This window comes from Streptomyces sp. NBC_00353 (assembly GCF_036108815.1).
Lineage (GTDB): Bacteria > Actinomycetota > Actinomycetes > Streptomycetales > Streptomycetaceae > Streptomyces.
The window spans coordinates 7,800,168-7,826,746 of sequence record NZ_CP107985.1 but is presented as its reverse complement, the minus strand read 5'-3'; the positions used below and the strand labels follow the sequence as shown (position 1 = coordinate 7,826,746).

The following is a 26,579-nucleotide window of genomic DNA, read 5'->3' as shown; positions in this document are numbered from 1 at the left end:
CTTCGTGGAGAAGTCCAAGGCCGGTCACCGGACGGAAACAGACGAGTTGTTACAGCGGTCTAGAGCGCGACACCCAGCAGCGCGTCGACGGTGCGCGACACAAGACCGGGTGCGCCCTCGTCCGTACCGCCCTCGGCGATCTGGCGCTCGGCCCAGCGGTCCACGGCGGCCAGGGCGGCCGGGGCGTCCAGGTCGTCGGCGAGGGCCTCACGGACCTCCTCGACCAGGACGTCGGCGGACAGCCCATCGGGCCGGGAGACGGCGGAACGCCACCGTCCGAGCCGCTCGACGGCGTCGGCGAGCACCTGATCGGTCCACTCCCAGTCCGACCGGTAGTGGTGCGAGAGGAGGGCCAGCCGGATCGCGGCCGGGTCCACACCGTCCCGGCGCAGCGCCGATACGAAGACCAGGTTGCCCCGGGACTTCGACATCTTCTCGCCGTCCAGGGCCACCATCCCGGCGTGCACGTACGCCTTTGCGAACGGGTGCTCGCCGGTCAGCACCTGGGCGTGCGAGGCGCCCATCTCGTGGTGCGGGAAAGCGAGGTCGGACCCGCCTCCCTGGACGTCGAAGCCCATGCCGAGGTGGTCCAGGGCGATGGCCACGCACTCGATGTGCCAGCCGGGCCGGCCCGGGCCGAGCGAGGCCCCGTCCCAGCTCGGCTCGCCCTCGCGGGCGGCCATCCACAGCATCGGGTCGAGCGGGTTCTTCTTGCCCGGGCGCTCCGGGTCGCCACCGCGCTCCGCGGAGAGCAGCCGCATCGCCTCGGCGTCCAGGTTGGACACCTCGCCGAAGTGCGGGTCGGCCTCGACGGAGAAGTACACATCGCCGTCGAGCTCGTAGGCGGCGCCGGCGTCCCGGAGGCGTTCGACGAGCGGGACGATGCCGGGTATCGCCTCCACCGCGCCGATGTAGTGCTCCGGCGGAAGCATCCGCAGGGCGGTCATGTCCTCGCGGAAGAGGGCCGTCTCGCGTTCTGCGAGCTCGGTCCAGTCCTGACCGTCGCGCACGGCCCGCTCCAGCAGCGGATCGTCCACGTCGGTCACATTCTGGACATAGTGAACCTGCCGCTTGGTGTCGAGCCACACGCGCTGAACGAGGTCGAACGCGTTGTAGGTCGCCGCATGACCCATGTGGGTCGCGTCGTACGGCGTGATGCCGCAGACGTAGATGCGGGCGACGGGACCGGGGTCAAGAGTGATCCGTCCGCCGGTCGCGGTGTCGTGGATCCGAAGGTCGCGGCCCTTGCCAGGCAGGGCGGGGACCTCAGAAGCGGGCCAGGCATGCATGCCATGAGCGTAACCGGACGTTGCTTCCGGATACGAACCGGATACGGGATCCTGGCCGGAGAGGCGGTCTTGCGCGTGCCGGGTGTTCGCTCCCCGCCCCGCCCCTTCCCCAGCCGGGGCACGGCCCCGGGCCTCCTGAAAGACGTCCTCGGACGCCGGGCGGGCCGAAAAAGATGTCCTGGATCACCGGACGGGCTCGATGTGGCCGTCCCGGCCCGACCGCCGATTCCAGCCGGTCCGGCCGTCCAGCCTCCGGCGCTCGACTCGAGGAGCGGGGTCCGGGCCGGCCTCGAGGAATCCAGCCCGTCCGGCGCCTGAGGACACCGGGGTCAGGGGCGGAGTCCCGGTTCAGGGAAGGGACGGGCAGGGGAAGCGCAACGCCCCCGTCACACCGGCGGCCACGGTATGGACGGCCACCCCCCACTCGGCTCCGGATGCCGCCCCGCCACCCGCAGCGCCGCCACCCTCCCCCGCAACGCATCGATCTCCACCGCAGTGATCAGCTCCGCCAACCGGGTGACCAGCGCCGTCCCCGGCACGAGTTCCTCCGCCAACCGCCCCAGCACCTCTACGGCCTCGGCCGTCAACGGCTCGCCCGCCCACCCCCACAGCAGCGTCCGCAGCTTGTCGTCCGAGTTGAATGTCACACCGTGGTCGATGCCGTACAGCCGGCCGCCGGGCGCGGGCAGCAGGTGACCGCCCTTGCGGTCACCGTTGTTGATCACCGCGTCGAGCACCGCGAGCCTCCGCAGCCTGGGGTCGTCCGCGTGCACCAGCAGGGCCGTCTTCCCCTCGCCCACCTCGGCGAGGGCGACGGCCTTCCACCCGTCCGCCGGCTCCTCGTCCTCGACGAGCGCCAGCAGCGGGGAGTCGCCGTCCGCCGATTCCCCGGCAGGCGCCTCGATCCACAGCTGGCACATGCCCTCCCCGTACGGTCCGTCCCTCAGCACGGTCGGCGGCACCAGCCCCCACCCCATCGCCTCGGAGATCTCGTACGCGGCGACCTCCCGCTGGGCGAGCGTGCCGTCGGGGAAGTCCCACAGCGGCTGTTCCCCGGCGACGGGCTTGTAGACGCAGGTCCGTTCCTCGCCCTCGTACGCGACGGTGCAGTAGAGCACCGCGTTGGACGCCCCTCGGACCTGTCCGAGGACGGTGAGCTGTCCCTTGGTGAGCAGGTCGACCAGCTCGGCGTCCGTCAGGCTCCCCGGCGGTATCCGTTCTGGCGCGGGCATACATGTCCTTCCGGGTCGAGCGGCAGGCTGCACAGCGGGCACGGCGGACGGCCGGCGTTGACGACGTCCAGGGCGCGCTTGGCGAACGCGCGGGCCTGCGCGCCGCTGAGCCGGACCCGGAGCATCGGCGGACCGTTCTCCTCGTCCTGCAGCATCCGCTCCTCGGCCTCCGCGAGATCGTCGTCGGAGTCCGCGTCCAGCTCGACCAGGGCCTGAGCCTCGACGATCATGCGCTGCTCCTCGCCGTCCCAGGCGAGTGCCATGGTGCCGACCCGGAACTCCTCCTCGACGGGCACGTCCAGCGGCGCGGTGTCGGTCACATCCAGCGGTGCCACGGCGGGCACCGGTGAGTTCCCGCCGGTCCGCCGCACCACCTCGTCGAGCAGCTCGTCGATCCGTTCGGCGAGCGCGGCGACCTGGGTCTTCTCCAGGGCCACGCTGGTGACACGTCCGCCTGAGGAGGCCTGCAGGAAGAACGTACGACGTCCAGGCAGCCCGACCGTACCGGCCACGAAGCGGTCCGGGGGGTCGTAGAGGAACACCTGACGGGACACGTCCTGTCTCCCTTGAGTATTGACGGCAAATGAGGGGCGGCCGGGGTCCGGGAAGTCCCCCGGAGAGGCGCCTACGGAGCGTCCACCCTACTGCGCGAAGCGATCACGGCGCCCCAGCGCCGCCCCCGACCGTCGCATCCGTATCCGCATCGGTGCCTGCACTCTGTTCGCGCGGCTCCAGCGAGGCGAAGTCCCCGGTGTCGCCGAGCCGCAGCAGGAAGGGCCGCAGCCGGGTGTACCGGATCGCGGTGACCGAGCAGGGTTCGGCCTGGATCCGCTGGAAGAGGTCGAGGTGCATCCCGAGTGCGTCGGCGACGAGGGACTTGATGATGTCGCCGTGCGAGCACATGACGTACACGGCTCCGTCGCCGTGCTCGGCCTCGATCCGGGCGTTCCAGTCCCGTACGGCGTCGACGGCACGCGCCTGCATGGCGCGCATCGACTCGCCGCCGGGGAACGCCGCGGCCGAGGGGTGCTGTTGCACGACGGCCATCAGCGGCTCGTCGGTGAGTTCCGCGAGTTTGCGCCCCGCCCAGTCTCCGTAGTCGCACTCGCTGATCCGCTCCTCGGTGTGCAGCGGCAGCCCGGGCCGGGCGTCGAGCAGCGGCTGCATCGTCTCCCGGCACCGCTGCAGGGGGCTGCTGACGACGGCGGCGAGGGTCAGTGAGGCGAGTCGCCCGGGCAACGCGGCGGCCTGCGCGGCGCCGCGCTCGTCGAGCGCGACACCTGGGGTCCGGCCCGCGAGTACCCCGGCCGTGTTGGCGGTGGAGCGTCCGTGGCGTACAAGGATCAGGGTGGGCATACGGGCCAGCGTAGGCCGACGTTCCCCGGAAGGTGCGCCAGGGCCCGGAGCAGGGAAGAATGCGCGCCGTGATTGTGGACTGTGCCATCTACCGGGACGGGCGTCGTACCGACGGACCCGCCGATTTCTCCGATGCCCTCGACGAGGCACGGGCCACCGGGGACGCTTTTCTCTGGATCGGACTGCACGAGCCCACGGAGAAGGAGTTCGACCTCGTCAGCAGCGAGTTCGGGCTGCACCCGCTGGCCGTGGAGGACGCGCTGAGCGCGCACCAGCGGCCCAAGCTGGAGGTGTACGACGACTCCCTCTTCGTGGTCATCAAGCCGGTGGTGTACGAGCCGGAGAGCGACACGGTCAGCACCGACGAGCTGATGCTCTTCATAGGCGATTCGTTCGTCGTGACGGTCCGGCACGGGGAGGGTGCGCCGCTCGCCGAGGTACGGCGCCGGCTGGAGGCCGAACCGGAGGTGCTCAGGCACGGGCCGACCTCGGTGCTGTACGCGGTCAGCGACGCCGTCGTCGACCACTACATCGACGTGGCGGCCGAGCTCCAGGTCGACCTGGAGGAGCTGGAGACCGAGGTGTTCGCACCGAGCGGCAGCGTGGACACCAAGAACACCGCATCGCGCATCTACACCTTTAAGCGGCAGGTGCTGGAGTTCCGCCGGGCCACCGGCCCGCTGAGCGCACCCATGGGCCGGCTGGCGGGTGCCAGTGTGCCGTTCGTCGACGAGCACTCGCAGCCGTTCTTCCGGGACGTGAGCGACCATCTGACGCGCGCCAACGAGCATGTGGAGGGGCTGGACCGGCTGCTCTCCGACATCCTGTCCGCACATCTGGCGCAGACGGGGCTGCGGCAGAACGACGACATGCGGAAGATCTCGGCCTGGGCGGCCATGGCTGCCGTTCCGACCATGGTGGCGGGGATCTACGGCATGAACTTCGACCACATGCCCGAGCTGCACTGGGTGTGGACCTATCCGACGGTGATCGTGCTGATGGGCTGTGCGGTCTTCGGCCTGCACCGCATGTTCAAGCGCCGCGGCTGGCTCTGAGGCGGCGACGGAACCGCACGACGCGGACGGACAACACGGACTGCGCGGCTCAGGCGTACTCGGGCGCCGGGACCGGCGGGCCGCCCAGCGCGTCGGGCCGCTCGGGCGGTGCCAGGCTGACCATGCGCCGCCAGCCGACGAGGCGTTCGTACGCGTAGATGCCGCGGATCCCGGCGGCCAGCACCGCCGCCCTGGCCCTGGGCCAGCCCAGGATGCGGCCCATGTGGTCCATCACGGCGAGGCTGACATCGCGGTACACCCGGATCTCGGTGAGCGCGCACTCCCGCAGGATGCGCTGGATCGTACGGCCGTGTCCGGATCGGGCGAGGCGGAGCAACTCCTCATGGCAGTAGGACAGATGGTTGTCCTCGTCGTACGAGATCATCTTCACCGCGCGGCCCAGCTCGGGGTGGTCGGCGAAGTGCCTGACGAGCAGTGCCATCTGTTCGGAGGCGCGCTGCTCGGTGACTCTGCTGTGCGCGAGATAGGTGATGATGTCCTGCTCGGTGAGGGGTTCGTCGCGCTTCAGCTGCTCGTGGGCGAGGCCTATGCCGTGCTGTTCCAGGAGCATCGTGTAGTCGGTCTCGTGCGGCACCTCGACCGGCCGCAGCCCGCGCCTCTTCAGCAGTGCGTTGAAGATCCGGCCGTGCTTGTCCTCGTCGGCACCGTGTCTGGCGATCTTGGGGACGAGGGCGCGCTGGCTCTCGGGGGCGAGGGCCGCGATACGGCCGTTCTCCCAGCCGCCCTGCGACTCGCCGCCGGCGGCGATCGAGCAGAAGAGCCGGAACGACTCGTCGTTGTCGAGGATCTCCTGGAACAGGTTCTTTGCCGAGAGCATCGCTGGCGCCTCCGTGCCGGTGACCGCAGAAGGAAAGTCAAATGCGGTACAGGGAAGTAGGCAACCGGAGTGCGGTTCGACAGGGCCGAACGGGCGGAGCGTAACCGATGACGGCGTGGCGCGTTGTGCTGCGTAACGGCCGTGGCGGGGAAGACCCCCGAGCCCCCACCACGGCCGTAGTGCTGCGCGCGGGCGGTTACGCGAGGCCGGACAGCTCCAGGGCGTCCGTACCGGCGCGCAGGGCGGCGAGCCGCTCGTCGAGTGTGAAGCCGGCCGGGGCGAGGGTCAGCGTGGTGACACCGGCGGCGGCGTAGGCCTGCATCCGCTCGGCGATCCGCTCGACCGAACCGAGCAGTGTGGTCTGGTCGATCAGCTGGTGCGGTACGGCGGCCGCGGCGCCGTTCTTGTCGCCGGACAGATACTTGTCCTGGATCTCGGCGGCTTCCTTCTCGTACCCCATGCGCTGGGCGAGCTGATTGTAGAAGTTCTGCTTGCGGCTGCCCATGCCGCCGACATACAGCGCGGTGTACGGACGGAACATGTCGGCGAGCCCGTTGATGTCGTCACCGACGGCCAGCGGCAGCGTCGGGCAGACGTCGAAGCCCTCCATGGTCTTCCCGGCCTTCTCGCGGCCCGCCCGCAGGTACTTCACTGCGGTGTCCTCGAGGTGTTCGGCGGAGGGGAAGATCAGCAGCGCACCGTCGGCGATCTCGCCGGTCTGCTCCAGGTTCTTCGGGCCGATCGCGGCGATGTACAGCGGAATGTGCTCGCGCTGCGGGTGGACGGTCAGCTTGATGGGCTTGCCCGGGCCGTCCGGGAGCGGGAGCGTCCAGTGCTCGCCCTCGTACGAGAGCCGCTCGCGGGACATCGCCCGGCGGACGATCTCCACGTATTCACGGGTGCGGGCCAGCGGCTTGTCGAACTTGACGCCGTACCAGCCCTCGGAGACCTGCGGTCCCGACACACCGAGGCCGAGGCGGAACCTGCCGCCGGAGAGCGAGTCCAGGGTGGCGGCGGTCATCGCCGTCATGGCCGGCTGACGGGCCGGGATCTGCATGATGGCGGAGCCGACGTCGATGGACTCGGTCTGGGCTGCGACCCAGGCCAGTACGGTCGGGGCGTCGGAGCCGTACGCCTCGGCCGCCCAGCAGACGTCGTAGCCGAGCAGGTCGGCCTCCTGGGCGACGGCAAGGTTGTCGCCGTCCATTCCCGCGCCCCAGTAACCGAGATTGATGCCGAGCCGCATAGCCGCTCCCCTTACTGATCAGTAACGTCTCTGTGCCGGGGACTCTAGCGCGCGGCAACGGGATCCGGCAGGGGCGACTTGGCCCTGGTTGTCCACAGGCTTCCGCCGAGTGGGGCTCTGGCCAGTAATCTCAGCGCCCATGGAGCAGAGGCATCTCGGCCGCACCGGCCTTCGAGTGTCCCGGATCGGGCTCGGCACCCTCACCTGGGGCCGGGACACCGACGAGCACGACGCAGCCGAACAGCTGAAGGCCTTCTGGGAGGCGGGCGGCACGCTGGTCGACACAGCCGATGTGTACGGCGGTGGCGAGGCCGAGTATCTGCTGGGGCGGCTCGTCGAGGGGCTGGTGCCGCGGCACGATCTGGTGATCGCCACCAAAGCGGGCAGCGTGGCCGATCCGTACCGCCGTTTCAACGGCTCGCGCGGGCATCTGCTGGCCGCGCTGGACGCCTCGCTGGAGCGGCTCGGTACGGATTACGTGGACTTGTGGCAGGTACACGCCTTCGACCCGGTGACTCCGCTGGAGGAGACCCTTCAGGCGGTGGACCTGGCCGTGTCCACCGGCCGCGCCCGGTACGCGGGGGTGTCCAACTTCTGTGGCTGGCAGCTGGCCAAGGCGGCGACCTGGCAACTCGCCTCGCCCGGAGTGCGCACCCGGCTGGCCAGTACGCAGATGGAGTACTCACTGCTGCAGCGGGGCGTGGAGCGCGAGGTGCTGCCGGCCGCGCTCGATCTGGGCGTGGGGCTGCTGCCGTCGTCCCCGCTGGGCCGCGGGGTGCTGACCGGCAAGTACCGGACGGGCACCCCGGCGGACTCGCGCGGCGCCTCGGAGGTGCTGGCCCCGTTCGTCGAGCCGTATCTCGACGACCCGGCGAGCCGCATCGTGGACGCGGTGGCCACGGCGGCCGACGGACTGGCCACGACGACGCTGCAGGTGGCGCTCGCCTGGGTCCGGGACCGGCCGGGAGTGGTGGCCCCGATCGTCGGCGCGCGCAACGCGCAGCAGCTCACGGAGGCATTGTCAGTGGAGGCGCTTAGTCTTCCTGACGAGATCTGCCAGGCGCTCGACGATGTGTCGGCGCCCGTGCACCGCTATCCCGACCAGGACTGGAGCACGCTGTGACTGCGCTTCCCCGGGGGGAAACCCCCGGCCCCTCGGCCGCCGCCGACGACGACACCGTTGTCGCGGACACCGCTGCCGCCGCACCCGACCCGTCCGCCGAGGACGTGGGAGGCGACGCGGGCGGGGCGGCCACGGAACCCGAGGCGGAGGAGAAGGACGGGACGGACGCGGCCGGCGCAGCGGACTCCACCGACGCGGCCGACGGCGAGGCGGCCGCCGCGCTCTCCGAGGCCGAGGCCGAGCTCGCTGCCCAGCGTGAGTTGCGGGAGCGGATCGAGAAGCGCAAGGCCGAGAAGGGCGGTCCCATCGCGGCCGGCGCCAAGCTGAGCGGACCGGCCGCCGATCTCCTGGCGGCGGTGCGCGCCGTGGAGAGCGGCGAGAAGCCCGGTGCGGCGTTCTTCGACGCACCCGCGCCCACCCCCCGCCGGGTCGCTCCCGCACCCGCACCGGTACGCCCCCGTGCACCCGAGCCGGTCCGGACGCCGCAGGGCGCCTCCGCGGAGGCCGTGGCCGCGGTGTCGGCCGTGCTGGCCGAGGGCGGGGCGCCGGAGGCTCTGGCGGGCCCGGCGGCACAGACACTCGGCGCTCAGGCGGCCGACGTGCTGCGTGAGGACCCGTGGCAGCTGCTGGCCGTCGCCGGCGTCCGGCCCGAGCAGGCCGACGGCTTCGCGCGGGCGCTGCTGGGCGCCGGCTGCGGTCCGGACGACGAGCGGCGGACGGCGGCGCTGGTCGGCTGGCTGCTGGAGCGCGCCGCGCTGCAGGGGCATACCGCGCTGGACGCCTCTGCGGTGCGGGCCGCGCTCGCCGAGCGTGCGGTGACCGACCCCGAGGCAGCCGTGCAGCACGCTGTCGCCGAGGGCGTCGTGCTGGTCTTCCAGGAGGGTCCGGACGAGCTGGACGACGAGGGGGCGGAGGAGCTCGCGGAATCCGGCGAGCAGGCCGAGGACAGCGCCGGGCAGGAGCCGCCGCAGGTGCTGCTCGGCCTCGACCGGTACGCGCTCGCCGAGGAGAGTCTCGCCGACGGTCTGGCGCGGCTGGTCAACGCCTGTGAGAAGGATGCCGACTGGTCGGAGGCGGCCGCGGCCGCCGGTTCCCCCTCGGCGGCCGAGCTGATCCGCACCGTCGCGGCCGGTGGTCTCGTCGCGCACACCGGCGGCGAGGCGGCCAGGGCCGAACCCGCCGCGCTGATCACCACCGCCCGCTCCCTCGGGCTGCGGGCCGTCGGCGCCACCCACAGCGTGGACGGCCGGCGGCGGCTGGCCGAGGCGCTCGACGACCCGTCGGTGGCCGTCACCCTCGCCGGGCTGCTGTCCGGTGCGGAGGGCCCCGGCCGGGACGAGGAGGGGGCGATCGCCGTCGACCTGCTGGTCGTGCTGGACGCCCCGCAGCTGGATGTCGAGACGGCCGCGATCCTGGTGGAGTCCCTCGCCGACGGCACCCGGCTGGTGCTGAGCGGCGATCCGGGGGTGCTGGGCTCGGCGGGTGCGGGCCGGGTGTTCGCGGATGTGCTGGCCGCCCGCGCGTGCCCGCAGGTGGTCTCCCGTACGCCGGATCCCGGTCCGATCGGCGAGCTGGTCTCCGGGATCGGCATCGGCGAGCTGAACCAGGTGGAAGCGCCCGGCAAGGAAGTGGTGATCGTCCCCGTGCACGACGCGGGCGAGGCGGTGCACCGCACCGTGCAGCTGGTCGCCGACTCGGTGCCGCGCGCCATCGGCGTACCGTCGGCGGACACGCAGGTGATCACCGTCGGGCACGGCGGCCCGGCGGGCACCCGGGCACTCAACGCAGCGCTCAAGCAGCGGCTGAACGCCGGTCCCGGACGGTTCGGCGGCTTCGACCCGGGCGACCGGGTCGTGCACATCCCGACGCCCGGCAGGACGGTCCCCGGCGTGGTCGTCTCGGCCGACGCCGAGGGCCTGCATCTGGACTGCGCGGGCACGCCGGTCGTCGTACCGCAGGAGCGGGTGGAGTCGTCGGTACGCCACGGCTGGGCCCTCAGCGCCCACCAGGCGGCCGGGATGCGGTGGCCGGCGGTGGTCGTCGTGCTGCCCGGTGACGCCGCACAGGGGCTGAGCCGGGCGTGGGTGTACACCGCGTTCAGCCGTGGGGAGCGGCATCTGTCCGTGGTGCACGGGGTGGACCAGGCGCTGCCGCGCGCGGTGGCCCAGTCCCCGTCCCAGGACCGCACGACCCGGCTGCGCGCCCTGCTGGAGGCACTGCCGACGGCCACCGTCTAGAGGACCGGAGGGCCGGAGGACCGCACACGCGGCCCTCCGGCTCCGTCCGCGACGGGATCAGGAGCTGTCGGTCGCCAGGTCGTCCAGCTCCTCGTCGAGGTCGTCCTCGTCGAAGACGGAGCTGACGTCGAAGCGGCAGACCACCAGCTGTGGGTCGGCCTCGTCGAAGGGGGCGCTGAGCCACTCCCCCGCCTCGGGCAGCTCCTCGGCCGCCGAGACCCAGAGCGTGGAGTCGCCCTCCTCCAGGCCGAACTCCTGGTGCCGGGAGGCGATCTCGTCCGGTTCGTACTCGCCGAAGAGCACACCGAGCGCCGCGTGGACACTGGCTCCGGCCGCGGCGCCCGTCCCACTGCCACGGTCGCCCGGATCCGCGTCGACGATCCGCTGCGCCTGTGCGAGCAGCCGGGGCGGCTCCACCACCGCGTAGTCGCGGCGGATCAGCACGCTGAGCGCGTTCGGCTCCTCGGGGCCGGAGTACGGCGGCATGGAGTCGTCGACACCGGGGATCTCGAAGGGGGTGACCTCGTCGTAGCGGTCGTAGAGGAGTTCGTCGTAGACCTCGGCCGCAGCGGCCAGTGCGTTGAACGCGTCGTAGACGGCCGGGTCGTCGTCCCCGGACCGGCGCTCGACCGCCTCGAGGTGGTGGTCGAGCGCGGCTTTGACGGCATCGGCGGCGGCGCGTACCTCGGCAGCGGTGGGCTGCGCAGCATCAGACATAGTGCAGACGCTATCCGTACACAGCCTCTGCCCGCACAATAGATGCGATGCCGGAATACGAATTTGTCGACGTGTACGTGCCGCGCGGGGTGTCCCGGAAGGAGACGGCCCGCCTGCTGACCGACCATGCCGAGTACGGGCACTGGGAGTTGGACCGACTGACGCTGCGCCGTGACGGCAGCCGCAGGGTGCGGCTGCGCCGACGGATCATCCGCCAGCTACGGGCCACCTGGTAAGACGAAGCGGGCCCCGCATCCGCGGGGCCCGCTCGTTTCGTTCCGTTCCTGCTGCGCCGGTGTCCGTCCTGCCGCTACGCGGACATGCGGGAGCGGCGGTACAGCACCGTACCCGCGCCCGCCAGCAGCAGGCCCGCACTCGCCGGGACGAGCAGGTCGAGCCCGCCCGCTCCGGTGTGTGCGAGCTCGACCGCCTGGGGCGCGGGTGCGTTCGGGTGCAGCCCGAACCCCGTGAGCCCCATCGGGGTGGGCTTGCCCGGGGTGACACGCGTGACCGGCGGTGGTGCGACGTCCGGGTCGTTCTCGCAGCTGTTGCCGGAGGACGGGCTGAGGAGTCCGCCGATGGTGATGCTGTTCCCGCAGGCGTTCACGGGGATGTCGATGGGCGCCTGGACGGTGTTGCCCGAGAGGATGCCGGGCGAGCCCTGCGTGTACCCCTCAGCGAACGCCCCGTCCCTGCTGCCGCTGCCGACGGCCCGGTGCTTGCCGGTTCCCGGCCCGAGGTCGACTGCCGACGTGTCCTGGGCCCTGTGGTTCGATGCCCGGCTGTCCGACGCGGGGGCGGCCGAACCGTGTCGGCTCGAAGTCGCGCTTCCCGAACCGCTTCCCGAACCGCTTTCGCAAGCGTTTCCGGCCGCGGGGTTGAGCAGTCCGACGACACTCACGGAGTTACCGCATGCGTTGACCGGTACGTGGACCGGGATCTCGACCGAATTCCCTGACAGCACCCCCGGGGAATTCGATGCATCGCCGGTCGCTCCTGCGTCGGCGTGCGCATAGCCACCACTCAGCGCGAGCACTCCGCCCGCTGCCGCCATGGTGATCAGGCCTTTACGCGTGACCTGTCGCATAGGTTGTTCCTGCCTTCTGACCTTCCGGAAAACCCCCGGACTCGACCGTGCGGGGGGCGGAGTGCCCGGTCGGCCCCGGAGTGCATGGTGTGCACCCCGGGGCCGACCGGGCTCAAACCCTTACGGGTTGATGCACAACATCAGCCGTTGACGCAGCCGTTGCCGAAGGCGGGGTTGAGCAGCCCGATCACGGAGATCGTGTTGCCGCACACGTTCACCGGCACGTGCACGGGAACCTGGATCGTGTTGCCCGAGATCACACCGGGGCTCCCGACAGCGGCACCCTGCGCGCCCGAGTCGGCGACGGCCATGCCCGCACCCGCGAGCACCAGACCGCCAGTGACTGCCGCAGCAGCGACGACCTTCTTGATCATTATTCCTCCTAGTTGGCAATGCGGCCCCAGCCGCGGACCGCATCACCTGTAACGAGGAATAAGTAATGGGGCTACGAGCGTATGGTTCCTTTCACTCGTTCCGGTCACGTACGCACACGCTGGCGATTACCGGCGTGATGATTCAGCAGTTGTCGATGAAACGGTCGAGCACCCGCACGCCGAATTTCAGGCCGTCGACCGGTACTCGCTCGTCCACACCGTGGAACATGCCCGCGAAGTCGAGCTCCGGCGGCAGCTTCAGCGGCGCGAATCCGAAGCAGCGGATGCCGAGGTCGTCGAAGGACTTGGCGTCGGTGCCGCCGGAGAGCATGTACGGGACGGCGCGGGCGATCGGGTCCTCCGCCTTCAGCGCGATCTGCATCGCGTCGACCAGGGAGCCGTCGAAGCTGGTCTCCAGCGCCTTGTCGCCGTGCACGTCCTCACGCCTCACCCGCGGGCCGAGGACCCGGTCCAGGTCGGCCAGGAACTCGTCCTCGAAGCCGGGCAGGAAGCGGCCGTCGACATGGGCGACGGCCTGGCCGGGGATCACGTTCACCTTGTACCCGGCGCCCAGCATGGTCGGGGCGGCCGAGTTGCGCAGGGTGGCGCCGATCATCTTGGCGATGCCGCCCAGCTTGGCGAGCGTGGCGTCCATGTCCTCCGGGTCGAGCGGGGTGCCGAGGGCGTCGGACAGCTCGTCGAGGAAGGACCGTACGGTCTTGGTCACCCTGACCGGCCACTTGTGCCGTCCGAGCCGCCCGACGGCCTCGCAGAGCTCGGTGATCGCGTTGTCGTTGTTGGTCATCGAGCCGTGCCCGGCGGTGCCGTCCACGGTGAGCTTCATCCAGTGCATGCCCTTCTGGGCCGTCTCGACGAGATAGAGCCGCAGCTTCTCGTTGACCGTGAAGGAGAAGCCACCGACCTCACCGATCGCCTCGCTGACGCCGTCGAAGAGGTCCGGGTGCTTGTCGACGAGATACCGCGCACCGTACGTACCACCGGCCTCCTCGTCGGCCAGGAATGCCAGCACGATGTCGCGCGGGGGCTTGCGGCCGCTGCGCATCCGGTCGCGGACGACCGCGAGGGTCATCGCGTCCATGTCCTTCATGTCGACCGCGCCGCGCCCCCACACGCAACCGTCCGCGATCTCGCCCGAGAACGGGTCGTGCGTCCAGTCCTGGGCATTGGCCGGCACGACGTCGGTGTGCCCGTGGATGAGCAGCGCGGGCCTCGACGGGTCCTCGCCCTCGATCCGGGCAACGGTCGAGGCACGGCCCTTGTGGGATTCGAAGATCTTCGGTTCGAGGCCGACCTCGGCGAGCTGCTCGGCGATGTACTCGGCGGCCGCGCGTTCACCCGGGCCCGAGTGGTCTCCGTAGTTGCTGGTGTCGATCCGGATCAGCTCGCGGCAGAGATCCACGACCTCGTCCTCGCCGGACGGGCCGCCGACCGTGTTCGTCTCGCTCACACTGCTTCCTTCCACTGTCACCCTGGTGCTCCCGCCCATCCTCCCGCGCCGGGCCCGCTCGCCCAAGGCCGCCCGTTCCCCGTCATGCGCCGTTCACACGGCCAGTGACGTGATCGAGCACCTCCGAATGTTTGCTATTGTTTTCCACGTCGGAACGGGCACGGCCCGCGAGACAGACACCTTGTCCGGGTGGCGGAATGGCAGACGCGCTAGCTTGAGGTGCTAGTGCCCTTTATCGGGCGTGGGGGTTCAAGTCCCCCCTCGGACACCAGCGGTCTTCCTCCTTCGTGTGGGAAGACGGAGCAGATGCGGATCGAGTATCACCTCGATCCGCATCTGCTTTTTGTGCGTCCTGCGCCGGTGTCACGACTGTCCCGGAGCGGGCGGCACGGCGGGGTGATCGGCGGGAGCCAGGAGGACGGCCAGGTCACCCGGTCCGGGCAGCGGACGGTCGGCCTCGGTGACCGGATCGAGTCGGCCGTCGCCCCGGACCAGGAACAGCATGTCCCAGCCGGCCGGTGCGGCCTGATCTGCGGGCCTTGTCACGATGGACGCCCCGTCCTCGTACCTCCGGGTCAGAGCCACCCCGGTCAGCTCCGTACCGAACAGGACCTCGCCACCGATGAACGGGGCCACCACACCGACGCTCTCGCGCGGAGAACCGACGCGATGGACGGATCCCTCGACGCTGCCGCGCAGGACGGTGGCCGCCAGCGCGTTGAAATCGTCCTCGGCGGTCAGGAGGAACACCGCCGTGATGCCCTCCAGCTCGGCGCCCTCCCCGGTGGCGGCAGCCAGCAGCTCCCCCGGGGCCAGTTCGAGTCCCGCCTGTCCGATGCGCTCACGCTGCTGCTCCAGGCCGGCCCACATCAGTACCTGCAGCCCCGCCGCTCTCAAAGCCCGCCCGAGGTCCACCACCCAGGGCTCGCCGCCGACCAGCAGCGGACGTGAGCGGGACGGCCTGACGACGCCCAGGCGCCCGGCGACCGCCGATGCCGTCAGCCCGTACAGCGTCACCGTGGCCACGATGACGACGAAGGTGGTGGGCAGAATCTTCGAAGCGCCGCCGATCCCCTTCGCGACCAGGGTGGCGGAGAACGTCGAGGCGGTCGCCGCCGCGACGATGCCGCGCGGTGCCATCCAGCCGATGAAGCCCCGCTCACCCCTGGTCAGGTCCGTGCCGAGCGTCGACATGATGGCCACCAGCGGCCTGACCACGAGCACGAGGACAACGGTGAGGCCCAGCGCGGGAAGCACCACGTGCCGCAGCGACTGCGGGGTGACGGTGGCCGAGATGGAGATGAAGAGCAGGCCGAGAATCAGACTGACCAATGTCTCGAAGAAGGGCCGGCGTGCCGGGACGTCGAAACGCGGAAGGTTGGCGACGGCCAGGCCCATCATCACGGCGGCGATGAGTCCGGAGTCCTCGCGGACGACGTCGCAGAAGGCCGCCACCGCGATCACCGCGGCGAGCTGGGCCGTGGTCCCGAGGATCTCGCCGGGCAGGAGCCGGCGGAACAGCACCCACAGCAGCGCGGTTCCGACGATGCCGCCCGCCATCCCGACACCGACGCTGCCGAGGAAGTTCAGCGCTCCGCTGCCGACGTGACGACCGGTGCTCGCCTCGACGAGATGGAAGACGAGCGCTCCCAGGATGCCGCCGACCGGGTCGATGAGGGAGCCCTCCCAGACCAGGATGTGCTGCGGCCGCTCCTTCGGCCGGACGAAGCTGAGCAGCGGCCCGACCACGGTCGGTCCGGAGACCACCAGGATCGCGCCCAGCATGACGGCCGCCCGCCGGTCCATGCCCAGCAGCGGTATGGCGAGGAGCGTGCCGAGCACCCAGGTGATCAGGACCCCGATCCAGATCAGCCTGATGACGACACGGCGGGTATGCCCCTTCAGCTTCCTGAGATCGAGCCCGAGGCCCGCGTCGTAGAGGATCACCGCGACGGCGAGCGACACGAGAGGGGAGAACGCCGGCCCCAGCAGCCGCTGCGGGTCGAGCTCGTCCACCACCGCGCCGGCGGCGAACCCGACCGGCAGCAGCACGATGAGCGCCGGGATACGCAGCCGCCCTGCCAGGATCTGCGATCCGACGGCGAGGACCAGGGTCAGCCCCACGCCCATGAGGACCTGATCCGTCGTCATGCGGCGCCTCCGTGGTGCCGGGTCATCCGACGAGCCGGTGGATGCTCCTGCCGCCGGCGAACCGCGGACCGGGCAGCATCGAGCACCGCGGCGCGACCGTCATTCCTGCCACGGGGTGATCCCCCAGCGGACCGTGTGCTCCTCACCGGGCCCCAGAGTGACAAGTCCCGTGCCACTGCGGAACGCGTCCGGCGGGCACGACATCGGCTCGATGGCGACGGAGCGGCGCCGCTCCCCTTCGGGCAGGGTGTCACCGGTGTACAGCTGGACGTGATCGGCGCCCTCGCCGAGCCATACGTCGGTACCCCATGCGCCGGACGAATGGGCGAGGCTCACCACGGCCCGCCCGCGCGCATCCCGGTCGAGGTCGCCGAACGGGGTGTCCAGCCGCTGGGTCCCGATGGTTCGAGGCGTACGGAAGTCGTAGGGAGTGCCCTGGACCGGTTCGGCAGCGACCGGCAGCCCCCGCTCGCCGGTGCGCAGTCGCGTCCGCGCCGGTACGGTCAGCAGCGCGTCGTCCACGGTCCCGGTGCCGACCGTGAGGTAGGGGTGCTGGCCGACCCCGTAGGGTGCGGCGTTCTCACCGAGGTTGCGTGCGACGACGGCCACACCGAGGCCGTCGTCGTCCAGGGTGTACTCGGCGCGGACCCGGAGGTGGAAGGGATAGCCGGGCTGGGGCCACAGGGAGACATCGAGCACCGCCCGGTCGTCCTGCGCCTCGACGATCCGCCACGATGTCCAGCGGAGCAGGCCGTGGATTGCGTTGCCGTTCTCCGGTTCGGTCAGCGGCAGTTGCTGGTCCTGCCCGTCCCAGTGGTAGCGGCCGTCCTGAATCCGGTTGGGCCACGGCACGAGGATCTGACCGCGCCCGCCGGTGATCCGGTCGTCCCGGGCGAATCCGTCGAGTACGATCCGGTCGCCGACGGCGTAATGGCGTAGGGCCGCTCCGAGTTCGACGACGACCGCGCTCCGGTCCCCATGGCGGAGAGTCAGCTGTCGTCCGGTCCGGCTCTCGTGCACGCGTGGCCTCCTCGGTCTGCTCGAAGGCGGACGGCCCGCAAGCCCGGGCTGGGTGGCGGCCGGGCCGACGGCCGCCACTCGGGAGCGTGCGGACAACGACCTGGCGAGTCAAGCGGGACACGAGCGCCCTGCCCGAATGGCCGGGCAAGTTCGCCCACGGGGGGCATGCGTGGCGGTAACACGGCCCGGCCGCCCGCCCACTGCACCAGGGCCGCGGTGTGGTCGAGCGGTTACGCCGTGACGCCGTCCGACGGGCGACGCCCGTGCCCCGGGCAGCCCAGGCGCGGGGATCCGTTCTGTCGGATAGTGGTGGGTGGGGCTCGGGGCCGCCTACCACCGGAGCCACTATGGACGAACGCTATCCGCCGATCGCCGAGCACGGGCTGGTCGGCGATCTGCAGACTGCCGCGCTCGTCTCGTCCCGGGGTGTCATCGACTGGTTCGCCGCTCCCCGGTTCGACTCACCCAGCATCTTCGCGGCGCTGCTCGACGTCGAGCGCGGGGGGTATTTCCAGCTGGCTCCGGAGCAGCCCGACATCAGTTGCAAGCAGCTCTACTACCCCGACACGGCGGTCCTGGTGACCCGGTTCATGTCGCCGGACGGGGTGGGCGAAGTGGTCGACTACATGCCTCCCGACCGGACGGGTACCGCCACCGACCGGCACACCCTGGTCCGTGTGGTGCGGGTCGTGCGTGGGACCGTCGGTTTCACGCTCCGGTGCCGGCCACGTTTCGACTACGGCCGGGCCGAGCACGAGCTCGACCTCGGTCCCGACGGCGCCCTCTTCCGGGCCCCTGGCATCAGCGCCCACCTGCAGAGCACCTTCCCACTGGAGCGCGACGGCCGAGACGTTCGGGGCACGGTGACCCTGAAGGCGGGCGAGATCGGCAGCGTCGTGTTCACCGTCTGCGATCCGGGCGGCGAGGCTCCCCCGCCCCTGACCGTCGAGGGGATCACCGCACGGTCCTGGGACGTCGTCCACTTCTGGAAGGCGTGGCTGCGCACCTCGCGCTACCGGGGCCGGTGGCCCGAGCTCGTACACCGCTCGGCCATCACCCTGAAGCTGCTCATCTACGCCCCCACCGGAGCCATGGTCGCTGCGCCGACCATGGGGCTGCCGGAACAGGTCGGCGGAGAGCGCAACTGGGACTACCGGTACACCTGGATCCGCGACGGTTCGCTGTCCGTGCGTGCCCTGATGGACCTCGGGTTCGTCGAGGAGGCGGCCGCGTTCGTCCACTGGCTGGTCGCCCGGCTGCACGAGCGCGAGGGGAAGGGCGGGGAGCCGCTGCAGACCATGTACCGGGTGGACGGTGACCCGAACCTGCCCGAGCAGACCCTGACGCACTTCGAGGGGTATCAGGGCTCGTACCCCGTCCGTGCGGGCAACGGCGCGGCCGACCAGCTCCAGCTGGACATCTACGGCGAGGCCGTCTACGCACTGTCGCAGGGCCGCGAGATCAGCCAGCACGCCACCTACTCGGGCTGGAAGGCACTCACCAGGACGCTCGACTGGCTCGCGGACGCCTGGGACCGGCCGGACGAAGGCATCTGGGAGACCCGTGGCGGCCGCAAGGACTTCACGTACAGCCGGGTGATGACATGGGCCGCCTTCGACCACGGGCTTCGCCTGGCGGACGTCTTCCGCAGGCCTGCCGACACCGTCAGGTGGACGAGGACCAGGGACGCCATCTTCGAGCAGATCATGGAGCGTGGCTGGAGCGAGTCGGAGAAGGCCTTCGTCCAGCAGTACGGCGGCGACGTGCTGGACGCCTCGCTGCTGTTGATGCCGAGAGTCGGCTTCATCGCCCCCAAGGACCCGGCCTGGCTGTCCACGCTGGACGCCATGGACCGCACACTCGTCTCGGACAGCCTCGTCTACCGCTACGACCCGGCGGCCTCACCCGACGGGCTGCGCGGCTCCGAGGGCACGTTCAGTCTCTGCACCTTCCTGTACGTCGACGCGACGGCTCGCGCGGGCCGGCTGTCGCTGGCGAGGTACGCCTTCGAGAAGATGCAGACCTACGCCAACCACGTCGGGCTCTTCGCCGAGGAGATCGGCCCGAGCGGGGAACAACTGGGCAACTTCCCGCAGGCGTTCACCCACCTGTCCCTGATCATGGCCGCCACCACGCTCGACGCGGCGCTCGACCTGGAGGAGGGCCGCTGACCCTGACCCCTCTACGGCGTCGACACCAGCTTCTTCCCGAGCATCGGGCGGTGAATCCGTCCTTGACCGCCATCGCCAATGCCCTGCGGGCGGCGACCATGTCGTCGAACGGCTCCGCTGACGTGTGGCGCGAAACCTACAGGGTGTCACCGGGTGCCCGGCCGGCCTGTGTGTCGGCGTCGGTGAGGGATTCCAGCTCCCCGTGCGTGTCCATCCAGTAGAGCAGGGCCAGGGCGGGCCCGATCAGTACGATCGCGACCACCGTGACGATCACCAGCCAGCGCAGCGTCTGCGGCGCGCCCGCCGCGTCGGCCACGGTCAGGGACGTCGGCAGCAGATAGGGACGCTGCGCGAAGCCCCATGCGAAGACGGTCGGAGCCACGCTCGCCACGGAGGTGTACCGGCACCACCGGTAGGAGCGGCGCGCGAGGAGAACAGCTGTGGCGAGGCCGCACACCGCGGCCAGGAGGATCAGCAGCAGGCCGAGCCCTCCGGTGAGGCCCTCCCAGACGTAACGGGCATCGCTGTGGGTGACCGGCAGACCGATCAGGGCGAGCACCACGATGGCCCCGAGAGCGGTCAGCGCGCGACGGCGGAAGTACCCCACAAGGTCCTCGGCGCCGAACCGGCGGGCGTCGGAACAGAGGAACACGGCCCCGAGGAACGCTGCGGCGGCGACCGCGAGCAGACCGGCGATGACGGAGGTGGGATTGGCCCAGGCATCGGCGGAGGCCGCGGTCCCGACCGCGACCCGGCCGGACGCGATGCCGCCGAGCACCGCGCCGAGGAAGAACGGGGTGACGAGCGAGGAGATGGCGAACACCGCGCCGTAGAAGCGCCTCTGAGTGAGCCGTCGGGCCGGTTTGCGCAGGGCGAAGCCCGCGCCGCGGAGCACCAGTCCGACCGCGGCGAGGACCAGGGGCAGCCACATGGCTGCGAAGACGGCCTGGAACGTCGTCGGGAATCCCGTCCACAAGATGACCAGGACGAAGATCAGCCAGACGTTGTTGGCTTCCCAGACGGGCCCCATGGCGTGGTCGATCAGCCGGCGTGGGCGTTCGCCACGCTCCGCGCCCCCGGCCAGGAGGTCCCAGAATCCGGCACCGTAGTCGGTGCCGCCGGCGCACGCGTAGGCGGCGACCGCGAGCACGAGAACCCAGGCGATGAGCTCCGGCATCATGACGCGTCACCAGGAGTCCGGCCGTGGCGCCCGCCGGGCACGGCGCCGGTGACCGTGGGAAGGGGCTCGCCCCGTGGCCCGTAAGGGGTGTCCGTTTCCGGTGCCTGCGGCGCGGTGGCGGAGGCCGCGCTCTCGTCGGCGATGCGCCATCGGGTCCGCATCTTCAGCAGTACGGCGAGGAACGAGGCGAAGATGGCCACATACACGACCACGACGACAGCGAACATCATCCACAACGAGCCCGCACCGGTGGCGGTCACCGCCTCCGAGACCCGCATGTGGCCGTAGACGATCCAGGGCTGGCGGCCGACCTCGGTGGTGATCCAGCCGCATTCCACGGCGACCAGACAGGCGATCCCCGCGACCGCCGCACACCGGTAGAACCAGCGCGAGCGGGGAAGGTCACGGTGGCGCCACCAGTACCAGGCATACCAGAGGGCCAGCACGATCAGCAGGCTGCCGATGATGACCATGACATCGAAGGCCCAGTGGACGATGGTGGCCTGAGTGGCCGTGGGACGGTCCTCGGGCGGCACGGAGCTGAGGCCGGTGACGCGGGTGCCGGGCCTGAACCCGGCGAGGACGGAATCGAGTTGAGGAATCTTCAGGCCACCGGAGACCGTGCCGTCGGGGTGCAGCCGCCCGAAGATGTACTCCGGCACATGGGTGTCGGTCTTCCAGACGACTTCGGTGGCGGCGAACTTGATCGGCTGCTTGTGGAAGACGGACCGGGCGATGGAGTCACCCAGTACGAACTGGACCGGGGTGAGGATCGCGGCGACCGTGAACGGCAGCGCGAAGCCGAGCCGGTGGTAGCGGTCCCGGCGCCCGCGCAGCAGGCCGACCGCGTAGACGCCGGCGACCACGTATCCGGCGGTCAGGAACATGGCCACCGCGAAGTGCCAGTACTCGGGGCCGAACATCGGCGTGAAGATGGCCTGCCGGACGTCGACATCGACGGGTCTGCCCGCGGCGTCGAGGGTGAAGCCCTGCGGGGTGTTCATCCATGAGTTGGCCGCGATGATGCCGAACGCGCCCAGGAGGGCGGCCGGCGGCAGCGGCAGGCCCAGCCAGAAGTGTGTCCACGGCTTCAGCCGGCGCCAGCCGTAGAGGTAGATCGCGATCAGGACGGCCTCCAGGAAGAACGCCCACGCCTCGACGCCGAACCCCAGGCCGAAGACGTCTCCCCAGCGGCCCATCATGCCGGGCCAGAGGAGGCCGAACTCGAAGGAGAGCACGGTGCCGGTGACGACCCCGATGGCGAACTGCACGGCCATCACGGCGGACCAGCGCCGGGCGAGCTTGAGTGCGACGTCGTCCCCCCGGCGCAGCCCGCGGTGGTGCATCAGCAGGGTGATGCACGGCAGTGCGACTCCGAACGGCACGAGCAGGATGTGCGAAGCCAGCGTGAAGGCCATCAGCTGACGGGCCGGCAGGAGCTGCGGCGGGGCGGCGTTCGCCAGCAGGGCCGTTGTTGTGTGCATGTGCGCCTCGATGGTTCGCGCCCGGGGGCGTCGGACGGGAGGGGTACGGATGCGGGTCGCGCTCCCGGTATCGGCCCGCGGCCGCGGGAAGCGGCCGGCCGACGCTCCTGTGGTGAGGCCGCCGCAGCGCCCGGGCGGTCGGCGGGCCGGCTGGGACCCCGCCGGGTCCACCTCTCGGCGGGGCGCGTCCCGGGCCGCCTGCGGGGGTCAGCCTCCGGTGGCGAAGCCGGGGAAGAGTGTCATTCCGCCGTCCACGTACAGCGTGGCGCCCACGACATAGTCGAGCAGATCGGATGCCACCGCGACGACGGCGTTGGCGATGTCCTCCGGCTCCCCGACCCGGCGGTACGGGATCAGCCGCAGGAGGTCGGCCTCGGCCTCGGGGGTGTCCCAGGCACTCCTGTTGATGGGGGTGCGGATGGCGCCGGGTGCAACGGCGTTCACCCGGATTCCCCGCGGGGCCAGCTCCTGTGCGAGGGTCTCCATCATCATGCCCACGCCGCCTTTGGAGGAGGCGTAGTTCACATGGCCCGCCCAGGGGACGATCTGGTGGACCGAGCTCATGCAGACGATTTTCCCGGCAGACCGGGAGACCTCCGGCACGACGCCGCGCCGCACGAACTCCTTGGCGGCCTCCCGCGCGCAGAGGAACTGGCCTGTGAGGTTGACGTCGATGACCTTCTGCCACTGGGCGAGCGTCATCTCCACACTCGGCGCATCCCGCTGGAGGCCCGCGTTGGCCACCATGATGTCGATGGTGCCGAACTCCTCGACCATGCGGGCGACCATCCCGACGACCTGGTCCTCGTCGGAGACATCGGCCTGGTGGGCGTAGGCGCGGACTCCGAAACCCTTGATCTCCGCGACGACCTTCTCGGCCTCGTCCTCGCCGACGACGTAGTTGACCACGACGTCCGCACCGGCCCGTCCGAGTGCGATCGCGGTCGCCCTGCCGATACCCGAATTGGACCCCGTCACCAGCGCTTTCTGCCCTGCCACGAGCCGCGCGGACATCGCGCTCCGGATCTCACCGGTACTTCCAGCCACCACGACTTCTCCTTCGGCACTCAGGGCGGCCCGTCCAGCGGCAGACCTCGCCGCCGGGCGGGCCGCTGAACCGGCAGTCGCTTGCGGGAAGGGCGCTGCGGCGTCACCGCACCGTCCTGCCGGGAGCAGAAGCGAGCCCTGCGCACCGCACCACCTTCCCCAGGAAGGGAACACCGAGCGCGGCGAGCGGCCCGGACCCGGCGCGCAGAGCGGTCCGGGCGGGGCGGGAATGTCACGCAACCGGGCCAACGAACGCGCCCGGGACGCCCGACGCTGCCGGCCGCGCGGACGGTCCCGCCCGGAGCCCTGCTTCCGGGCACCGACACCTGGCCGCTTCTCCGTCCGGCGCCGCTCTCCGCCCCCTTGTTGAAACGGTTCACCCCTGACTAACGTCCAGCAGCGAAGCGGGCGTTGCCGAGCGAGGAGAATCATGAGCCGTACGGACAGCCACTCTCTCCCCTGGCACATGGACGTGTCCCCCGGATCGGGCGGACTGCCGCCCCGGTCCTGGTACGCGGGGTCGGACGCGCTGCGGATGTCGTTGAACGGGGAGTGGCGGTTCCGGCTCTCGCCGACCGCGACCGCCGAGGACGCGTCGTTCGCACGGTCCGGGTTCGACGCGTCCGGCTGGGAAACGGTCGCGGTGCCCGGGCACTGGGTACTGCAAGGGGTCGGCGGAGCGCCCGCGTACACCAATGTCGTCTACCCGTTCCCGGTCGACCCGCCGCACGTGCCGACCGAGAACCCGACCGGTGACCACCTGCGGACCTTCGACCTGCCCGACGGATGGCCGGTGGGCGGCGACGTCGTGCTGCGGTTCGACGGGGTGGAGTCCGCCGCCCGGGTCTGGCTCAACGGCGAGGAGCTGGGGGACTTCAAGGGTTCGCGGCTGCCGCACGAGTTCGCGGTCGGCGGCATCGTGCGGGCCGAGGGCAACGTCCTGGCCGTCCGCGTGCACCAGTGGTCGTCCGGGAGCTATCTGGAGGACCAGGACCAGTGGTGGCTGCCCGGGATCTTCCGGGATGTCACGCTGCTGCACCGGCCACAGGGGGCGTCCCGGGACTTCTTCGTGCACGCCGGCTACGACCACCGCGCCGGGGCCGGCACCCTGCGGGTGGAGTGCGACGCGGCCGGGGGCCGGGTGGTCGTGCCCGAGCTGGGGGTCGACGTCGCGACGGGTGAGGCGATGACCGTACCGGTCGAGCCGTGGACCGCCGAGACGCCCCGGCTGTACGACGGCGAGCTGGTGACACCGGGCGAGCGGATCCCGTTGCGGATCGGCTTCCGTACCGTCGTCGTCGAGGACGGGGTCGTCCAGGTCAATGGCCGGCGCGTGCTGTTCCGCGGGGTGAACCGGCACGAGTTCCACCCGGAGACCGGGCGCGCCGTGGACGCGGAGACGATGCGGCGGGATCTGGTGCTGATGAAGCGGCACCACATCAATGCCGTACGGACCAGCCACTATCCGCCGCATCCGGCGTTTCTGGATCTCTGCGACGAGCTCGGGCTCTGGGTGATCGACGAGTGCGATCTGGAGACTCATGGCTTTGTCGACCTCGAGTGGCGCAACAACCCGGTCGACGACGAAAGGTGGACCCCGGCGCTCCTCGACCGGGCCGCGCGGATGGTCGAGCGCGACAAGAACCACGCGTCGGTGATCATCTGGTCGCTGGGCAACGAATGCGGGTCGGGGCGCGGACTGACCGCGATGGCCGACTGGATCAAGGGCCGGGATCCGGACCGGCTGGTGCACTACGAGGGTGATCTGTCCTGCAAGGACGTCGATCTGTACTCGCGGATGTATCCGACGCACGCCGAGGTCGAGCTGATCGGGAAGCGGGCCGAGGACCCGTGGGGCGATCCGGAGCTGGACGCCCGGCGGCGCGCCATGCCGTTCATCATGTGCGAGTACGGGCACGCGATGGGCAACGGCCCCGGCGGTCTGAGCGAATACCAGCGGCTCTTCGAGCGGTACGAGCGCTGCCAGGGCGGGTTCGTCTGGGAGTGGATCGACCACGGTCTCGCCCACCCGGAGCACGGCTTCGCCTACGGCGGGGACTTCGGCGAGGAACTCCACGACGGCAACTTCGTCTGCGACGGGCTGCTCTTCCCCGACCGCACTCCCTCCCCCGGGCTGATCGAGTACAAGAAGGTCATCGAACCGGTACGGATCGAGGCCGGGACGTCGGCCGGGACGGTCAGGATCGGTAACGGGTACGACTTCGCAGGGCTGGACCACGTGGAGTTCGTCTGGTCGCACGAGGTGGACGGCGAGGTCCGCGGCTCGGGCCCGCTCACCGTGCCCGACCTGGCACCCGGAGCCCACACCGAGGTGCGGCTCCCCGGGGACGGCGCGGGGGTATGGACCGTGCGGGCGCTGCTCGCCGAGGACACCGCGTGGGCGGAGCGCGGGCATGAGGTGGCGTGGGGGCAGGTGGAGGTCGGTGCGGCGGTCCCGGCCGCGGCCGCGGTGGGCTCGCGTCCGGAGGCGGGTGAGGGGGTGATCACGCTCGGGAGCGGGGTCTTCGACGCGGCGACCGGTGCGCCGGTGCGGCTCGGTGGCGTGCCGGTGGAGGCGCTGCGGCTCGATGTGTGGCGGGCGCCCACCGACAACGACAACGGTGCAACCTGGCAGCCGGACGAGCGGTACGGGCTGCGCTGGCGGGAATTGGGGCTGCACCGGATGCGGCACCGGATCGACGCCGTCGACGTGGACGAGGAGTCGTTGACCGTACGGACGTGGGTGGCACCGGCCGGGGTGGACCTGGGGTTGCGTACGGCGTACCGGTGGACCGCAGACGGGGCGCGGCTCGGGCTCACCGTGTCCGTGGTACCGGAGGGCGACTGGCGGGTGCCGCTGCCCCGGCTCGGGATCCGGTTCGGGCTGCCTGCCGCGTACGGCGGGGCGCGGTGGTTCGGCGGCGGGCCCGGCGAGGCGTACCCGGACACCCGGGCCGCGTCGGTGCTCGGGCGGTGGGAGATGCCCGTGGACGCGATGCAGACCCCGTACGTCCGGCCGCAGGAGAACGGCGCGCGGGCCGGCGTCCGGTGGGCCGAGCTGACGGACGGCGGCGGTGCGGGGCTGCGGGCCGAAGGGGGTGCGCCGTTCTGGTTCACCGCGCGGCGGTGGACGAGCGAGCAGCTGGATGCGGCGGAGCATCTGCCGGATCTGGTGGCCGGGGAGACCGTCTGGGTCAATCTGGATCACGCGGTACAGGGCATCGGTTCGCAGTCGTGCGGACCGGGCGTGCTGCCGCAGTACCGGCTCGACGCGGCCGCGGCGGAGTTCTCGTTCGTGTTCTCGACCGTGGAGTGAGCAGGAGGTGAGCAGCGCCCGTTCCTTCTCGGTGCGCACCGGCTGCGGCCACCGGGGAGAGGCCGCTGCCACCCGTCCGATGCCGGTGGAGCGTGACCGCGCAGCCGTCGGTGACCTGCGCCGACGCTGTGACAGGATTGCCGCACCATGACCACCAGCACCTCGAGCCGCCGCACCCCGCACGCCGA

General features: G+C 71.0%; 21 protein-coding genes and 1 tRNA gene. 7 read left to right on the top strand and 15 right to left on the bottom strand.

What is annotated here, in order from left to right; genetic code table 11:
* Window positions 1–59 precede the first annotated feature (59 nt).
* From mshC to OHA88_RS35255, 4 genes are all read right to left on the bottom strand, one after another.
* Window positions 60–1,289, bottom strand: coding sequence for a cysteine--1-D-myo-inosityl 2-amino-2-deoxy-alpha-D-glucopyranoside ligase (gene mshC / locus OHA88_RS35270; RefSeq protein ID WP_328628485.1), 1,230 nt, complete (start codon window positions 1,287–1,289; stop codon window positions 60–62).
* 386 nt (window positions 1,290–1,675) lie between these two features.
* Window positions 1,676–2,521 carry an SCO1664 family protein gene (locus tag OHA88_RS35265; RefSeq protein WP_328628484.1) on the bottom strand — a complete coding sequence of 282 codons (846 nt, stop codon included), beginning with the start codon at window positions 2,519–2,521 and terminating at the stop codon, window positions 1,676–1,678.
* Window positions 2,485–3,075, bottom strand: coding sequence for a DUF3090 domain-containing protein (locus tag OHA88_RS35260; protein ID WP_267006045.1), 591 nt, complete (start codon window positions 3,073–3,075; stop codon window positions 2,485–2,487). The genes OHA88_RS35265 and OHA88_RS35260 overlap by 37 nt, the downstream gene beginning before the upstream one ends.
* Before the next feature lie 103 nt (window positions 3,076–3,178).
* Window positions 3,179–3,877, bottom strand: coding sequence for a histidine phosphatase family protein (locus tag OHA88_RS35255; protein WP_326602695.1), 699 nt, complete (start codon window positions 3,875–3,877; stop codon window positions 3,179–3,181).
* 59 nt (window positions 3,878–3,936) lie between these two features.
* Between OHA88_RS35255 and corA the strand changes: the two genes are divergently transcribed.
* The gene (corA, locus tag OHA88_RS35250) at window positions 3,937–4,932 is read left to right on the top strand and encodes a magnesium/cobalt transporter CorA (protein ID WP_328628483.1); all 996 of its coding nucleotides are present in this window, start codon (window positions 3,937–3,939) and stop codon (window positions 4,930–4,932) included.
* Between the two features lie 49 nt (window positions 4,933–4,981).
* Here the strand turns inward: corA and OHA88_RS35245 are convergent, their stop codons facing one another.
* Window positions 4,982–5,770, bottom strand: coding sequence for a ferritin-like domain-containing protein (locus OHA88_RS35245; RefSeq protein WP_328628482.1), 789 nt, complete (start codon window positions 5,768–5,770; stop codon window positions 4,982–4,984).
* A 196-nt stretch (window positions 5,771–5,966) separates the two neighbouring features.
* The gene (locus OHA88_RS35240; RefSeq protein ID WP_328628481.1) at window positions 5,967–7,016 is read right to left on the bottom strand and encodes an LLM class F420-dependent oxidoreductase; all 1,050 of its coding nucleotides are present in this window, start codon (window positions 7,014–7,016) and stop codon (window positions 5,967–5,969) included.
* A 139-nt stretch (window positions 7,017–7,155) separates the two neighbouring features.
* Here OHA88_RS35240 and OHA88_RS35235 point away from each other — a divergent pair, with 139 nt between their 5' ends.
* Window positions 7,156–8,139: an aldo/keto reductase gene (locus tag OHA88_RS35235; protein WP_267006040.1), complete on the top strand. Its 984-nt coding sequence runs from the start codon at window positions 7,156–7,158 to the stop codon at window positions 8,137–8,139.
* Window positions 8,136–10,376 carry an ATP-dependent DNA helicase gene (locus OHA88_RS35230; RefSeq protein ID WP_328628480.1) on the top strand — a complete coding sequence of 747 codons (2,241 nt, stop codon included), beginning with the start codon at window positions 8,136–8,138 and terminating at the stop codon, window positions 10,374–10,376. Before OHA88_RS35235 ends, OHA88_RS35230 begins: the two co-directional genes overlap by 4 nt.
* A 57-nt stretch (window positions 10,377–10,433) precedes the next feature.
* Here the strand turns inward: OHA88_RS35230 and OHA88_RS35225 are convergent, their stop codons facing one another.
* On the bottom strand, window positions 10,434–11,093 hold the full coding sequence (locus OHA88_RS35225) for a hypothetical protein (protein WP_267006038.1): 660 nt from the start codon (window positions 11,091–11,093) through the stop codon (window positions 10,434–10,436).
* Between the two features lie 47 nt (window positions 11,094–11,140).
* Between OHA88_RS35225 and OHA88_RS35220 the strand changes: the two genes are divergently transcribed.
* Window positions 11,141–11,329, top strand: a complete 189-nt coding sequence (locus OHA88_RS35220; RefSeq protein ID WP_030918345.1) for a DUF5703 family protein — start codon at window positions 11,141–11,143, stop codon at window positions 11,327–11,329.
* A 74-nt stretch (window positions 11,330–11,403) separates the two neighbouring features.
* Here OHA88_RS35220 and OHA88_RS35215 read toward each other — a convergent pair whose 3' ends face one another.
* From OHA88_RS35215 to OHA88_RS35205, 3 genes are all read right to left on the bottom strand, one after another.
* Complete coding sequence (locus OHA88_RS35215) at window positions 11,404–12,180, bottom strand: chaplin (protein ID WP_328628479.1); 777 nt, start codon at window positions 12,178–12,180, stop codon at window positions 11,404–11,406.
* 140 nt (window positions 12,181–12,320) lie between these two features.
* Window positions 12,321–12,554, bottom strand: coding sequence for a chaplin ChpH (gene chpH, locus OHA88_RS35210; RefSeq protein ID WP_030918339.1), 234 nt, complete (start codon window positions 12,552–12,554; stop codon window positions 12,321–12,323).
* Window positions 12,555–12,696: 142 nt separating this feature from the next.
* Complete coding sequence (locus tag OHA88_RS35205; RefSeq protein ID WP_267006037.1) at window positions 12,697–14,022, bottom strand: M20/M25/M40 family metallo-hydrolase; 1,326 nt, start codon at window positions 14,020–14,022, stop codon at window positions 12,697–12,699.
* A 183-nt stretch (window positions 14,023–14,205) separates the two neighbouring features.
* Between OHA88_RS35205 and OHA88_RS35200 the strand changes: the two genes are divergently transcribed.
* A tRNA-Leu gene (locus OHA88_RS35200) sits at window positions 14,206–14,293 on the top strand.
* Between the two features lie 92 nt (window positions 14,294–14,385).
* Here OHA88_RS35200 and OHA88_RS35195 read toward each other — a convergent pair.
* Both OHA88_RS35195 and OHA88_RS35190 read right to left on the bottom strand, forming a co-directional pair.
* The gene (locus OHA88_RS35195; protein ID WP_328628478.1) at window positions 14,386–16,173 is read right to left on the bottom strand and encodes a cation:proton antiporter; all 1,788 of its coding nucleotides are present in this window, start codon (window positions 16,171–16,173) and stop codon (window positions 14,386–14,388) included.
* A gap of 99 nt (window positions 16,174–16,272) precedes the next feature.
* On the bottom strand, window positions 16,273–17,193 hold the full coding sequence (locus OHA88_RS35190) for an aldose 1-epimerase family protein (RefSeq protein ID WP_328628477.1): 921 nt from the start codon (window positions 17,191–17,193) through the stop codon (window positions 16,273–16,275).
* 347 nt (window positions 17,194–17,540) lie between these two features.
* On the opposite strand from OHA88_RS35190, the gene OHA88_RS35185 reads away from it, so the two are divergent.
* Entirely contained in the window at window positions 17,541–19,364 is a 1,824-nt protein-coding gene (locus OHA88_RS35185; protein WP_328628476.1) for a glycoside hydrolase family 15 protein, read from the top strand.
* Window positions 19,365–19,500: 136 nt separating this feature from the next.
* On the opposite strand, the gene OHA88_RS35180 is transcribed toward OHA88_RS35185, so the two are convergent.
* The 3 genes from OHA88_RS35180 to OHA88_RS35170 form a co-directional block, all read right to left on the bottom strand.
* The gene (locus OHA88_RS35180; RefSeq protein WP_328628475.1) at window positions 19,501–20,544 is read right to left on the bottom strand and encodes a cytochrome d ubiquinol oxidase subunit II; all 1,044 of its coding nucleotides are present in this window, start codon (window positions 20,542–20,544) and stop codon (window positions 19,501–19,503) included.
* Window positions 20,541–22,028: a cytochrome ubiquinol oxidase subunit I gene (locus OHA88_RS35175; protein ID WP_328628474.1), complete on the bottom strand. Its 1,488-nt coding sequence runs from the start codon at window positions 22,026–22,028 to the stop codon at window positions 20,541–20,543. The genes OHA88_RS35180 and OHA88_RS35175 overlap by 4 nt, the downstream gene beginning before the upstream one ends.
* Window positions 22,029–22,235: 207 nt before the next feature.
* Window positions 22,236–23,042 carry an SDR family oxidoreductase gene (locus OHA88_RS35170; RefSeq protein WP_267008149.1) on the bottom strand — a complete coding sequence of 269 codons (807 nt, stop codon included), beginning with the start codon at window positions 23,040–23,042 and terminating at the stop codon, window positions 22,236–22,238.
* Between the two features lie 463 nt (window positions 23,043–23,505).
* On the opposite strand from OHA88_RS35170, the gene OHA88_RS35165 reads away from it, so the two are divergent.
* A complete protein-coding gene (locus OHA88_RS35165; RefSeq protein ID WP_328628473.1) occupies window positions 23,506–26,391 on the top strand; it encodes a glycoside hydrolase family 2 TIM barrel-domain containing protein in 2,886 nt (961 codons plus the stop codon).
* Window positions 26,392–26,579: the final 188 nt, after the last annotated feature.